The organism is Lachnospiraceae bacterium JLR.KK002 (assembly GCA_036941025.1).
Classification (GTDB): Bacteria; Bacillota; Clostridia; order Lachnospirales; family Lachnospiraceae; genus Petralouisia.
Genome location: JAYMNP010000001.1, coordinates 1,771,763 through 1,785,322, shown reverse-complemented (window position 1 = coordinate 1,785,322; position 13,560 = coordinate 1,771,763). Strand labels below are relative to the sequence as shown.

The window sequence follows — 13,560 nt, the reverse complement described above, 5'->3', positions numbered from 1 at the left end:
CTGTTACCTCATTTTGTTTGCGACAGAGTCTACTGGAATACTTTAAATTCATAGCCCTGGGCTCTGGCCTGGTCAATGAAATCTCCCAGTATCTGTGTGTTTGTTTCTGACTCGGCGTGCAGCAGATAAATAGCGCCGGGGTGCAGGCAGTCCATAAGTTTCTGAAGACTTTCTCCTGGGGCCGGCTGGTTGTTTACATCATAGTCCAGGTAGGCAAAGCTCCAGAATACACTTTTGTAATTCAGGTTATTTAAAAGTGCCGCAGACTGTTCGCTGAATTTGCCGGCCGGATAGCGGAAGAGGTGCATGTCGTAGTCAAACTGTTCTTTGATGTAACTGTGATTGCCTGTAACTTCTTCCGTCTGCTGCTCGATGGTCTGGGAAGGCAGGCCTGCGGCCGGATGGGTGACGCTGTGGTTGCCCACTTCATGCCCTTCGTCAATCATGCGCTGAACCAGATCAGGATTCTGTGATGCGAATGATTTCGTTACAAAAAATACGGCATGTACATTTTTTTCTTTTAAAGTATCCAGAATCCGCGGGGAACAGCCATATTCGTAACCTTCGTCAATGGTGAGGTAAATGACCTTTTTCTCCGGTTCATCCACAATAAAATGTGCATTGCACTTTCCGTATTTTTCCTGATACTGCATACAGCCCGCAGGACGGTTCCACTGGTCTTTGTCTCCGCCCTGGCCCCAGTCCAGACAGGTGGTATCCAGTCCGTTCAGGTCAAGCTGCTGATTCTGCAGTACAATCCCTTTTTCTGTGGGCCTGATGTCAAATCCTTCCGGGTTGTCCAAATCTGCCAGTGTGAAAGGCATTTTCGTATCTTCCGGTTCCTCCGGGGCCTGGCTGTCCGGAGATTCGGAAGTACTGTCTTTCTTTTCGGCGGCTTCTTTTTCCTTTTCTTTTTGCTCAGCGGCTTCTTTTTCCTCCTGCTCTTTTCGGGCCTGTTCTTCCAGCTTCTGCTGTTCCCGCTTATTTGCGGAATTTACAGCGCCGGTAATACCCACGATAACAGCAAGTATTACAGCCACTGCCGCAATGCAGGCCAGTATGCGGAGTTCCTGATTTCTTCTTCTCCTGCGTCTTTTTCTTCTTTTCTGCATAAAATGTTTCTCTGCCTTTCCATATAAAATTAACGTTTGCCCCGGAGCCGGGGCAGGGTTTCGGAATGAAAGCGAACCAGTCCGCTTTATTCTCTTACAGGAAATACTATCTTACACTAATGTGTGAAAGTATCTCTCGCTGATAACAACTCTATTGTATACAATTGCAGGAAAAAAAACAATTGAGAATTTCTTAATAAGTGATTGAAACACCTGCATCTTATCTGGCAATTAGTCAGTTATGGAAGTTCTTCATCGTCGGCCATGCGGTAACCCACGCCTACTTCCGTGAAAATATAAACAGGCTGGGCCGGATTTTTCTCCAGTTTGCGGCGAATATTGGCCATATTTACCCTTAAAATCTTGTTGTCAGACTCGGCATAAGGCCCCCATACATTGTTCATAACTGCGGAATAAGTCATAACTTTGCCGGAATTCTGAGCCAGAAACGCCACTATTTTGTATTCAATTGGTGTGAGGTGTATGTCTTCCCCATGGATGGTAATCGTCCGTTTGAAAAAATCAATTTTAAGGCCTTTTGCCTGATATGGATGCTGAGGGAGTCCGTTGTCACTGTTTACCTTGTTGCTGTGCCGCAGGGAAGTACGGATGCGTGCCAGAAGCTCCGAAGTTCCGAAAGGCTTGGTAAGATAGTCATCGGCGCCGGCGTCCAGAGCCCGCACTTTATCGTCTTCCAGCGTACGGGCGGAAACTACAATAACAGGAGCTCCGGACCAGGTGCGGAGATTGCGGATAATCTCCATGCCGTCCATGTCCGGAAGTCCCAGATCCAGAAGATAAATGTCGGGGCAGAGAGAAGAAGCAAGAGAGAGGGCTTCCTCTCCGGTGGTTGCACAGACAACACGATAATTATGAGAAGTCAGTGTCCTGGATGTAAAATCGCTGATACTTTTTTCATCTTCAATGAGAAGTACGGTAAATTTGTGCATTACATTTCCTCCTTTGGCAGTGTAAAAAGAAATTCAGCGCCTTCTGCGTGATTTTCAGCAGAAATGCTGCCTTTATGTGCAGTAACGATTGTCTTGCAGATAGACAGTCCGATACCCATGCCTTTTCGTATGTCTGCGGAAGAACCTTCGGAATAGGTGCCGTCGAAGATGTGCTCAAGCTGGTTTTCCTGCAGGCCTACCCCATAATCAATTACGCGGAAACAGACAATCCGGGGATGATTTTCCACAATCAGGCGGACCGGTTTACTGCTTTCGGAATGGGTGATGGCATTTTCAAGGAGATTGAGTAAAACCTGTTCAATCAGCATGGCGTCCATGGAAACCATAAGGATTTCCGAGGGGACTGTCACATCAATTTCAGCATCAGGAAACCTTTTCTGTATGCGGGTTACGGACTCGGCCACCACCTCATCCACAATTTCCGGAGATGTATTCAGCCGGGAAGTACCGGTCTGGATTCTTGTAACGGACAGCAGATTTTCCACCATGTTCAGCAGCCAGACGGCATCGTCATGGATGTTGCGGATGAGTTCCTGCCATTCCTGAGGGTCAGAGTTGCCACTTTCCGCCTCAATGGATGAAATGGAGCCCAGAATGCTGGTCAGCGGAGTGCGGAGATCATGGGAAACTGCACGGAGAAGATTGGCGCGCATTTTTTCCTTTTCAGCTTCCATAAGCTGTTTTTCATGAAATGCAAGGATTTTTGTCTGTTGTTTCAGGTGGGTTGTGGTAATACTGGTAATAGAAGCAAGAGTCAACATGCACATAAAGGTAAAAGGGTAATCCTGAAGCGTAAAATCTATCCGGAAATATGGATAGGAAAAGAAACAATTGATTAAAATAATACTGAGGAAAGAAGCAAAAATCCCATAAAAATACCCGTTTGTGTACCGTGCAACAGAGATAATGCCAACAATATAAAACAGGGCAATATTTGCCGGATTCTCAGAGACAAAATAAAACAGAAGGAACGTCAGCCCGGTGGTAAAAAACAGAAGTCCGATGGTAACAGCAAAATCGTGGAACAGTGGTCTCTTGAAATTTTTCTTCATCTGGTAACCTCGATTATTCTGGATTTGATATATTGTTTGTCATTTACTGTACCATGAAGCCGGAAAGTATTCAAGGAGGAAAAAATTTTTTAACAGTTTTTTAGCAAAAAGTATGTCAGTCAGTACAAAAAGTGTGGTAAGATATACCATAATGGCAAACAGCAGGAAGCACGGATGGTAATCGGGGAGAGAATCTGACCTTTTGTTTTCCATGGAGCTGTAAACAGTTACCAAATCAAAACCCGGCTGCGGGAATAAAATTAATATTCAGGAGGAAGAAAAGATGGCAGTATTGGAAATTACAACAGATAATTTTGAACAGGAAGTATTGAACAGCGACGTACCGGTACTGGTGGATTTCTGGGCAACCTGGTGCGGTCCCTGTCAGATGCAGGGCCCGGTTATCGAACAGGCAGCGGAAGAATTTCCCGGAATAAAAGTGGGCAAGCTGAATGTGGACGAGCAGGGGGAACTGGCGCAGAAATACGGCGTTATGAGTATTCCCACACTGATTGTTTTTCAGGAAGGACAGATTGCGAAAAAAGCGGTGGGCTTCCATTCTCTGGAGGAAATCAGAAAAATCCTGGCTTGACGGAACAGAAAATAAATCTTATAATAAAGAGCAGTTACAGACAGTAACTGTTCTTTTTTCTTCAGGAAAAGCGGCGCGATTCTGCCGCAGCCCTGTCTGGCTGTTGTTTCAAATCAGTAATGAAAGCATAAAATTTCCGGAAAACAGTTGACAACTTCCCCAAACTATACTAATATGGATTCAAACGAACATAAGTTCGCAGAGAAGGAGAATGAAAATGGCGAAAGAAGATAAAAAAGAGGATAAATTAAAAGCGCTGGATGCCGCGATAGCGAAGATTGAGAAGGATTACGGGAAGGGCTCCATTATGAAGCTGGGCGAATCCGTGGCCAATATGAATGTGGAATCTGTTCCCACCGGCTGTCTCAGCCTGGATCTGGCATTGGGTGTGGGCGGCGTACCGCGAGGAAGAATTATTGAAGTGTACGGGCCGGAATCCAGCGGTAAGACGACAGTGGCCTTACATATGGTGGCGGAAGTACAGAAGCAGGGCGGTATCGCAGGATTTATTGATGCGGAACATGCGCTGGATCCGGTGTATGCAGGGAATATAGGGGTGGATATTGATAATCTGTATATTTCTCAGCCGGACAATGGAGAGCAGGCTCTGGAGATTACGGAGACTATGGTGCGTTCCGGAGCAGTGGATATTGTGATTGTGGATTCTGTGGCGGCTCTGGTACCGAAGGCGGAGATTGACGGAGATATGGGAGATTCCCATGTGGGTCTGCAGGCCCGGCTGATGTCCCAGGCCCTCCGTAAGCTCACAGCCGTTATCAGCAAGTCCAACTGTATTGTCATTTTTATCAATCAGCTTCGTGAAAAGGTGGGCGTCATGTTTGGAAGCCCTGAGACCACCACAGGAGGACGGGCGCTGAAGTTCTATTCCTCCATCCGGCTGGATGTGAGAAGGGTGGAGGCTTTGAAACAGGCCGGAGAATTTATCGGCAACCGCACCAGAATCAAAGTGGTGAAGAATAAAGTTGCGCCTCCCTTTAAAGAGGCGGAGTTTGACATTATGTTCGGTCAGGGCATATCAAAAGAAGGAGATATTCTGGATATCGCCGTAGACTGCGGCATTATCAACAAGTCCGGCGCATGGTTTGCCTACAATGGAGCGAAAATCGGGCAGGGCCGGGAAAATGCCAAGCAGTATCTGCGGGAACATGAGGAGGTCTGCCGGGAAGTTGAGATAAAAGTGAGAGAACAGGTACTGGCCGGGGAAGAAGAACCGGAAGAAAAAGCGGAAAAGGCGGACGAGAAGAAGGCCGGAAAGGCAGGAAAGACGGCGAAGGAAGAAAAGCCGGATACCGGAAGGGCGGTGAAGGAAGAGAAGCCGGATACCGGAAAGGACAGCCAGAATGCAGATAGCGCAGGTAACTGAACTGGATAATAAGCGGATTCGAATCTTTCTGGAAGATGGAACGGATTTTGTGCTGTATAAAGGGGAAGGGAGAAAGTACGGAATCAGAGAAGATGCGGAACTTTCCAAGGAACAGTATGAGGAGATATATCAGGAGATTCTGGTGAAAAGGGTCAGAAGGAGGACCCTTCATCTTCTGGAAAAGACGGACCGTACGGAGGCCCAGCTCAGAATGAAGCTCCGTCAGGGGTTTTACGGGGAGGATCTGATTGACCACGCGATTGAATATGTAAAAGGGTTTCACTACCTGGACGATACCCGGTATGCCCGGAATTATGTGAGGAATCAGAAGGACAGAAAAAGCCGCAGAAAAATCCGGGCAGAGCTGGCGGAAAGGGGGATTGGGAAGGAACTGGCGGAACAGGCGCTGGACGAGGAATACGGACAGGAAACAGAGCGGGAACTGATTTTAAAGTGGGTGGAAAAGAAGCACTATTCCGGTGAACAGGCAGATTTGAAAGAAAAACAGAAGATGTATCAGTTTCTGATGCGGAAAGGTTTTCATTCGGATGACATTTTGCATGTATTAGACTACTTGACATAAAGCCGAAAAAAGTATAAAATCAATATGTTGTAATTCATGTTCATAGATTGCAGAGGATTCCTGTAATTTATTGTATATGACATATTAGAAACGGATGATAGTTTACTATATGTACAATGAAAATTTAATAAGGAGGTGCTCCTGTGCCACAAATTTTAATCGCTGTAGTAGTCACGTTAATTTTTGCAGTACCTGTTACTTACTTTTCAACGGTTTCCTACCGCAAACGTGTAATTGAGTCCAAAATCGGAAGCGCGGAAGAAAAGGCAAGAGAAATAATAGATGAAGCTGTAAAAACTGCAGAGACCAGAAAGCGTGAATCTTTGCTGGAAATCAAGGAAGAGTCTATTCGGACGAAGAACGACCTTGATAAGGAAATCAAAGAGCGAAGGAACGAGATTCAGCGCAACGAGCGGCGGATTATCCAGAAGGAAGAAAATCTGGATAAGAAATTAGAAGCCATCGAGAAAAAGGAATCGGGGTTTGCAGCAAAAGAAGAAGAAATTAACAGACAAAAAGCAGAAGTTGCAAGGCTACACGAAGAACGCGTACAGGAACTGGAGAGAATCTCTGGATTAACCTCTGAACAGGCGAAAGATTATCTTTTAAAAATGATTGAAGATGATGTGAAGCTTGATACTGCAAAATTAATCAAGGAAATGGAAATCAAAGCAAAAGAAGAAGCAGGTAAGAAGGCGAAGGAATATGTGGTAACAGCCATTCAGAAATGTGCTGCGGACCATGTGGCGGAAACTACGATTTCTGTAGTTCAGCTTCCCAACGATGAGATGAAAGGAAGAATCATCGGCCGGGAAGGAAGGAATATTCGTACGCTGGAGACGATGACAGGCGTAGATTTAATTATTGACGATACGCCGGAGGCAGTCATCCTGTCCGGGTTTGACCCGGTTCGGCGGGAAGTAGCCCGTATTGCTTTGGAAAAACTGATTGTGGATGGACGTATTCATCCTGCGAGAATCGAAGAAATGGTTGAGAAAGCTCAGAAAGAAGTGGAGACCATGATTCGGGAGGAAGGGGAAGCAGCAACGCTGGAAGTTGGAGTGCACGGAATCCATCCGGAACTTGTAAGACTTCTCGGAAAGATGAAGTTCCGTACAAGTTATGGACAGAATGCACTGAAGCATTCCATTGAAGTAGCTCAGTTGTCCGGTTTACTGGCAGCAGAAATCGGTGTGGATGTGAGAGTGGCCAAAAGAGCCGGCTTACTCCATGATATCGGTAAATCTGTTGACCATGAAATGGAAGGTTCACATATTCAGATTGGTGTGGATTTATGTAGAAAATACAAGGAAAGTCCAATCGTGATTAATGCAGTGGAAGCTCACCACGGAGACGTGGAAGCAGAATCTTTGATTGCGTGTCTGGTACAGGCAGCCGATGCAATTTCAGCGGCAAGGCCGGGCGCAAGAAGAGAAACATTGGAAACATATTCAAACAGATTGAAACAGTTAGAAGATATTGCTAATGGTTTTAAAGGTGTTGATAAGTCTTTTGCTATTCAGGCAGGCAGAGAGATTCGGATTATGGTAGTTCCTGATCAGATTAATGATGCGGATATGATTTTGTTAGCGCGCGATATTTCAAGACAGATTGAAAATGAACTGGAATATCCGGGCCAGATTAAAGTCAATGTAATTCGTGAATCCCGTGTAACTGATTACGCGAAATAGAAGCTACACAGTTTTAAGAGATGGACAAACCTGCAACGGCCTGCTTTATTTTAGTATAAGCGGGAAGGCCATACCGTCTCCGGCTGCGGAGAAAGGAGCCTTTTTGTCCGGTAGCTTGCATATACAGACCGTCAACATGTTGTTGGCGGTCTTTTTATGCACACGGGTGTCCAAAGGAAATATGTCAGCTAATGCTGGGCAATCCGCTTGTGCGCGGCAAAGTATGCAGAAAGTTCTGAAAGGAGAGATAATTTATGAAACAGCCGTTAATAAAAAGAAAAGAAAGAGTACTGGAACATAAGGGAGCTATTCTGGATATATATTCTGATTATATGGAACTGCCCGACGGCAAAGTGGAAAAGTGGGATTATGTGGAACACAGAAACGGAGCCGCTGCAATAGTGCCGGTACTGCCTGACGGCAGAATTCTGATGGTCCGCCAGTATCGGAATGCACTGGAGCGTTTCACGCTGGAGATTCCTGCGGGAGCCAGAGATTCCAGAACAGAGCCGACAATAGAATGCGCATCCAGAGAACTGGAGGAGGAAACGGGTTATCGCTGTGATAATCTGGAATTCCTGCTGTCCCTGCGGACTACTGTGGCATTCTGCAACGAACTGGTAGATATCTATGTGGCGGAAAACCTGGTACCTTCCAGACAGCATCTGGACGAAGGAGAGTTTATAGATCTGGAACCCCATTCTCTGGAAGAACTGTGCGGGCTGATTTATCAGGGCGTGATACAGGATGGCAAGACAGTGGCCGGAATTATGGCTTATAAAAATAAGTACAATAAGTAAGCTTTGGTTTCTGCGGGATTTTTACTGAAAGCCGTTCTGTAAACTGGTCATTGTTGATACTTTTTTTCCGGGGACTTGCATAAAATAAGCGTAAGACAGGAAAAAGATTGGAAAGTTTATGAAAAAACTGTGGCGTATGTCCTGGCAGCAGAAAGGAATTTCAGAGCATGAATCTCTGTGGATAAAAGTTATGAAAATAGCGCTGCTGGTATCTTTTGTGGCGGGGATTTTTGCGGCAAATCTCATGGGGCATGATATGATTTCCAATGCAGGAGTGCTGAATGACTATTTTATTGAAAAGTTTCAGTATACTCAGGTGAACGGGGAGAATCTTTTTTTCTATATTGTGGGGGAACGTCTTCCGCTGTTGTTTTTGCTCTTTGTTCTGCTGTTTACGGCATTGGGAATACCAGGAGGAATACTTGTGCTGGGATGGCAGGGATTTTCCATTGGTTTTATGCTTTCTATTGGAATTGCAAAATATGGCGTGAAAGGAATCCTGCTGGTTCTGGGAGGACTTTTCCCTCAGTATCTCTTTTACATTCCGGTTTATGTGTTCTGTTTCTGCCTGGCAGTATTTATTCGACAGCGCTTTTGCCGGGGGAACGAGGGCGGTTTTCCGGAGCGTAAGCTGATGTACGGGATGGGACTGCTGGCCATGGGAGCTTTGCTGGCAGTATTTCTCACCGGGATTTTTCTGGAAAGTTATGTGAATCCCATGATTCTCAGGCAGATTTTAAAAATTTTCTGAACAGATTTTTACTACATATTGAAACAGTCAAAAAGTGGAAAACGACATCTTGTACTGCCTCTGAAAAGGGCAAAAAAGGAGAAAAAATGGCAATTGATTTTCCTCCCGAATATGATTATAATAGGAGAGCAAGCGCCCATAAGAAGCCATAAGACGAGGTAGACAGGTATGATATGTGAGATTCAAAAATTTGTTCAGTATATGAGAGAGATTCGGAAAACTTCTGATAACACGGTGGTTTCCTATGAGCGTGATTTGAGAAAGATGAATCAGTTTTTTCAGGAGCAGGGCATTGAACAGGTAAATCAGATTACTGCTACGGGACTGAATTCCTATATTCTGTTTCAGGAGAGACAGGGAAGGAAGCCCTCTACCATTTCCAGAAGCGTTGCGGCCCTGAAAGCGTTTTTTCATTATCTGCAGAAAGAGGGATATCTGGCAGAAGATATTGCTGAAGAGTTAAAGGCTCCCAGAGTGGAGAAAAAAGTGCCGGCTGTACTGACAAGAGAAGAAACGGTACGGCTGTTAGAGGAAGCAAAGGGAAGGAGCCCCAAAGAACTCCGGGACAGCGCCATGCTGGAATTGCTGTATGCCACCGGGATTCGGGTATCGGAACTGATTTCACTGAAAGTATCGGATGTAAATCTGCAGATGGAATATATCACCTGCCGGGATGGAAGCAGAGAACGGATTGTCCCCTTTGGAACGGTTGCAAAACAGGCGCTGGAACGATATTTGCAGGAAGGGCGTCCGGCCATGACAGATACAGGCAGCCCGTATCTGTTTACTAATTGTTCCGGTCAGGCCATGAGCCGTCAGGGATTCTGGAAACTGGTGAAATCTTACGGGAGAAAAGCAGGAATTACCGGAGAATTAACGCCTCATACATTGCGCCATTCCTTTGCGGTTCACCTGGTCAGCAACGGTGCGGATTTGCATTCGGTAAAAGAAATGCTGGGACATTCGGATATTTCAACCACGCAGATGTATGCGCGGATGACACAGAATCGTGTCCGGGAGGTATATGCCAGGACACATCCCAGAGGATGATTAAAAATAAAATAAAAGGAAAGAGGGCTGTTGTAAAACAGCCCCCTTTTGTGTATTATACGTTCATTTCTGCAATCTGATAAATCAAATCTTCCGATTCTGCCCATCCCAGGCAGGGGTCTGTGATGGACTTTCCATAGACATGTTCCCCCACTTTCTGGCAGCCAGGTTCCAGATAGCTTTCAATCATGACGCCTTTGACAATTTTTTTGATTTCAGGAGAAATCTTACGGTTGTGCATGATTTCCTTTACAATCCGAATCTGCTGCTCGTACTGCTTGTTGGAGTTGGAATGATTGGAGTCAATGATGGCGGCGGGATGCTGAAGTTCCATTTTATCATACATCTGAATCAGGCGTTCCAGATCTTCATAGTGGTAATTGGGAATGCAGACGCCGCGTTTGTTGACAGCTCCCCGCAGAACCACATGAGTAAGGGGATTTCCAGTGGTGCTCACTTCATAGCCCCGGAATACAAAATGATGGGGATGCTGGCCTGCATATACGGAATTGAGCATTACGGAGAAATCGCCGCTGGTGGGATTTTTCATTCCGGCAGGCACGTCGAAGCCGCTGACGGTGAGACGATGGTGCTGGTCTTCTACAGAGCGGGCGCCGATGGCCACATAGGACAGCAGATCTTCCACATAAGGCCAGTTTTCAGGATAGAGCATTTCATCTGCGGAGGAAAGGCCGCTTTCTTCCAGAGCCCGGATATGCATTTTGCGCATGGCAATCAGGCCGGCAAGCATATCCGGCCTTTTTTCCGGATCCGGCTGGTGGGCGATACCTTTATAGCCTTCTCCTGTGGTACGGGGTTTGTTGGTGTAAATCCGGGGAACGATAACGAGGCGGTCCGCTACCTTTTCCTGTACTTTGCACAGGCGGCTGATATAGTCGCAGACAGAATCTTCATTGTCAGCGGAACATGGGCCGATGATTACCAGAAATTTATTGGATGCTCCGGTAATAATGTCACGAATCATCCGGTCACGGCCTTGTTTTGTCTGAACCGCCTGTTTGGATAAGGCATATTCCTGTTTGATTTCTTCCGGAGCCGGAAGTTTTTTTAAAAATGAAAAACTCATGGGTGTCGTCTCCTTTCTCATTGTCTGATGTTATCCGGATAATTGCAAAACTGTTAAGTTTTGCAGTCATCTGTGTCTGGTGCTATTGCCTGTCAGAAAAGTATTTTTCCTTAATTAATTCCACCGGCATTTCCTGTCCGGTCCAGCATCGGAAGGCTTCCGCACCCTGGTACAGCAGCATATACAGCCCGTTCAGGCAGGGGCAGCCCTGTGTTCTGGCCTGTTTCAGAAGTAATGTTTCTTTGGGGTTGTAAATAATATCGGATACGATTAAATTACCGTGCAGCATGGAAGCATCCGGAATGGGACTGACAGAGCAGTCCGGAGACATGCCCACACTGGTGGCATTGGTGAGGATGGCGCTTTCGGAAATGCTTTCTGCCAGCAGAGAAGAGTTATCCATATCCATAAGCCGGATATGGCAGCCTGTTTCCTCTGCGGTTCTGGAACAGAATGCCGCCGCTTTGTCCCAGGAACTGTTTTTCCGTTTGAACATGTCAATGGCGGACACGCCGTCCAGCGCTGCCTGAACGCAGATGGCAGCGGCAGCGCCTCCTGCGCCCAAAAGAGTCATTTTTTTCCCGATGATGTGGTGGCCTTTTTCAGAAAGGGAACGCATATAGCCTGCCCCGTCTGTGGTGTGGCCTGTCAGGCGGTGATTTTTTACGATTACCGTGTTGACTGCGCCGGCCAGGCGAGCCGCCGGAGTCAGTTCGTCTAACAGAGGCAGAATATGTACTTTTAAAGGCATAGTCAGATTAAATCCGCAGATTCCTGCCGTATTCAGTCCTTCCACGGTGGTTTTTAAGTCTTCCGGCTTTACGTCAAAGGCAAGATACACATAATCAAGGCCAAGCTGACGGAAAGCCTCATTGTGCATCTGGGGAGAAATACTGTGGGCCACCGGACTGCCCAGCAGGGCGGTCAGTTTTGTGGTTCCTGTTATTTCATAATTTCCATTCATAGTATCACCTGTTATTTTATAAAATAGTTCCATTCCCAGGGTACCTGCGAACAGTAACATTAAGTATGTAACAGTTCAGATAAGCTGTCCTGTCTGAACTGTTACTTAAGTATCTTAATGGATAATAAAAAATATGTCAATGACTTGCACCTTTTGTTTTTGTAGGGTATACTTAGTTCCGAAGTAATCAGAAAGAGGAATCGGCGATGAGAGAACAGCAGGAAAACAGAAAGAAAAAGCAGATTTCCGGAGCCGGAAGGCCTCTGGTCTGTGTTCCCATTGTGGAGCAGAGCAGAGAAGGGATTCTGGCGTCTGCCAGCCGGATTGCAGAAAAAGGGGCGGATATGGCAGAGTGGCGTCTGGACTGGTGTGAAAAGGCAGTCCTGAACTGGAGCGAAGCGGAAGGAATTCTGAGAGAACTTTCGGAAGTCTGCCGGGATATGCTTCTGCTTTGTACCTTCCGCAGTAAAAATCAGGGCGGGCAGATGGAACTTGCAGAAGAAGATTATATTCGGCTGTTGTATCAGATTGGAGAGAGCGGTTTCGGAGATATACTGGATGTGGAGACAGGAGAGTTGTCTGACCCGGAGAAAGTTATCCGGGAACTGCACAGACATGGCGCCTGCGTTCTGGCGTCACAGCATTATTTTTCCCATACACCGGAAACAGATAAGATGGAACGGGAACTGTATCATATGAAAGAGCTGGGAGCTGATGGGGCCAAGCTGGCAGTGATGCCCCGGAAGAATACGGATGTATTGCATATAATGGAAGCAACCATGCATGTGAAAGACAGGTATCCCTCGTATCCTCTGGTAACCATGGCCATGGGAAAGGAAGGACTTCTTTCCAGGATTGGAGGCCAGATTACCGGTTCCTGCATTACCTTTGGAACAGTGGGGAAAACTTCTGCACCGGGCCAGATTCCTCTGGAGGATCTGACGGTGATACTTGATAAAATTACAGAAAATCTGGAGTGATGAAATGAAGCGCAATATATATATGACCGGATTTATGGGCACAGGCAAAACCACGGTCTCCCGTATACTGGAAAAAGAGACCGGATTTGAAATGGTAGATACGGACGAAGTGATTGCCGGACAGCAGAACAAATCTATAAGAGAAATATTTGAATCAGAGGGAGAAGGGTATTTTCGGAATCTGGAAACAGAGCTGCTGCGGGAGCTGGGAGCGACGGGCGGAAAAATTGTATCCTGCGGAGGAGGAATCGTGCTGCGGGAGGAAAATGTCCGGCTGATGAAGGAAAGCGGCGTGGTTGTGTTGCTGACTGCCAGACCTGATACCATATTTTCCAGAGTGCGCCGGGGAACGGATCGTCCGGTGCTGAACAGGAACATGAGTCTGGAATATGTGGAGAAGCTGCTGGAAGAAAGAATGCCGTATTATCAGGCGGCAGGAGAGGTAATAATAACCACAGATAACAGAACTCCGAGAGAGATTTCCGGAGAAATTAATAAAATTTTGAAAAATGGAAAAATTTCTTTTGATTTTTAAGAAAAAGT

The 13,560-nt window shown here is 46.2% G+C and carries 14 protein-coding genes; 9 read left to right on the top strand and 5 right to left on the bottom strand.

Annotation, left to right across the window (positions count from 1 at the left end):
• Positions 1-29: 29 nt before the first annotated feature.
• The 3 genes from VSQ32_08610 to VSQ32_08600 form a co-directional block, all read right to left on the bottom strand.
• Positions 30-1,112, bottom strand: a complete 1,083-nt coding sequence (locus tag VSQ32_08610; protein ID MEH2942921.1) for a polysaccharide deacetylase family protein — start codon at positions 1,110-1,112, stop codon at positions 30-32.
• A gap of 239 nt (positions 1,113-1,351) precedes the next feature.
• Positions 1,352-2,062 carry a response regulator transcription factor gene (locus VSQ32_08605; protein ID MEH2942920.1) on the bottom strand — a complete coding sequence of 237 codons (711 nt, stop codon included), beginning with the start codon at positions 2,060-2,062 and terminating at the stop codon, positions 1,352-1,354.
• Complete coding sequence (locus VSQ32_08600; protein MEH2942919.1) at positions 2,062-3,135, bottom strand: ATP-binding protein; 1,074 nt, start codon at positions 3,133-3,135, stop codon at positions 2,062-2,064. The genes VSQ32_08605 and VSQ32_08600 overlap by 1 nt, the downstream gene beginning before the upstream one ends.
• A 283-nt stretch (positions 3,136-3,418) precedes the next feature.
• On the opposite strand from VSQ32_08600, the gene trxA reads away from it, so the two are divergent.
• The 7 genes from trxA (at position 3,419) to xerD (ending at position 9,986) form a co-directional block, all read left to right on the top strand.
• Positions 3,419-3,727 (top strand): thioredoxin, encoded by a 309-nt coding sequence (gene trxA, locus VSQ32_08595; protein ID MEH2942918.1) that lies wholly within the window; start codon positions 3,419-3,421, stop codon positions 3,725-3,727.
• A gap of 217 nt (positions 3,728-3,944) precedes the next feature.
• Positions 3,945-5,111 carry a recombinase RecA gene (gene recA, locus VSQ32_08590; GenBank protein ID MEH2942917.1) on the top strand — a complete coding sequence of 389 codons (1,167 nt, stop codon included), beginning with the start codon at positions 3,945-3,947 and terminating at the stop codon, positions 5,109-5,111.
• A complete protein-coding gene (locus VSQ32_08585) occupies positions 5,089-5,694 on the top strand; it encodes a regulatory protein RecX (protein ID MEH2942916.1) in 606 nt (201 codons plus the stop codon). The genes recA and VSQ32_08585 overlap by 23 nt, the downstream gene beginning before the upstream one ends.
• Before the next feature lie 143 nt (positions 5,695-5,837).
• Positions 5,838-7,385 (top strand): ribonuclease Y, encoded by a 1,548-nt coding sequence (gene rny / locus VSQ32_08580; protein ID MEH2942915.1) that lies wholly within the window; start codon positions 5,838-5,840, stop codon positions 7,383-7,385.
• A 254-nt stretch (positions 7,386-7,639) separates the two neighbouring features.
• Positions 7,640-8,185 carry an NUDIX hydrolase gene (locus VSQ32_08575; protein ID MEH2942914.1) on the top strand — a complete coding sequence of 182 codons (546 nt, stop codon included), beginning with the start codon at positions 7,640-7,642 and terminating at the stop codon, positions 8,183-8,185.
• A gap of 118 nt (positions 8,186-8,303) precedes the next feature.
• Complete coding sequence (locus VSQ32_08570) at positions 8,304-8,936, top strand: stage II sporulation protein M (GenBank protein MEH2942913.1); 633 nt, start codon at positions 8,304-8,306, stop codon at positions 8,934-8,936.
• Positions 8,937-9,104: 168 nt separating this feature from the next.
• Entirely contained in the window at positions 9,105-9,986 is an 882-nt protein-coding gene (gene xerD, locus VSQ32_08565) for a site-specific tyrosine recombinase XerD (protein MEH2942912.1), read from the top strand.
• 55 nt (positions 9,987-10,041) lie between these two features.
• Here the strand turns inward: xerD and VSQ32_08560 are convergent, their stop codons facing one another.
• The gene (locus VSQ32_08560) at positions 10,042-11,094 is read right to left on the bottom strand and encodes a 3-deoxy-7-phosphoheptulonate synthase (protein MEH2942911.1); all 1,053 of its coding nucleotides are present in this window, start codon (positions 11,092-11,094) and stop codon (positions 10,042-10,044) included.
• A gap of 61 nt (positions 11,095-11,155) precedes the next feature.
• Entirely contained in the window at positions 11,156-12,037 is an 882-nt protein-coding gene (gene aroE, locus VSQ32_08555; protein MEH2942910.1) for a shikimate dehydrogenase, read from the bottom strand.
• A gap of 206 nt (positions 12,038-12,243) precedes the next feature.
• On the opposite strand from aroE, the gene aroD reads away from it, so the two are divergent.
• Together aroD and VSQ32_08545 are read left to right on the top strand one after the other, a co-directional pair.
• Positions 12,244-13,017 (top strand): type I 3-dehydroquinate dehydratase, encoded by a 774-nt coding sequence (gene aroD / locus VSQ32_08550; protein MEH2942909.1) that lies wholly within the window; start codon positions 12,244-12,246, stop codon positions 13,015-13,017.
• A 4-nt stretch (positions 13,018-13,021) separates the two neighbouring features.
• Positions 13,022-13,552, top strand: coding sequence for a shikimate kinase (locus VSQ32_08545; protein MEH2942908.1), 531 nt, complete (start codon positions 13,022-13,024; stop codon positions 13,550-13,552).
• Positions 13,553-13,560: the final 8 nt, after the last annotated feature.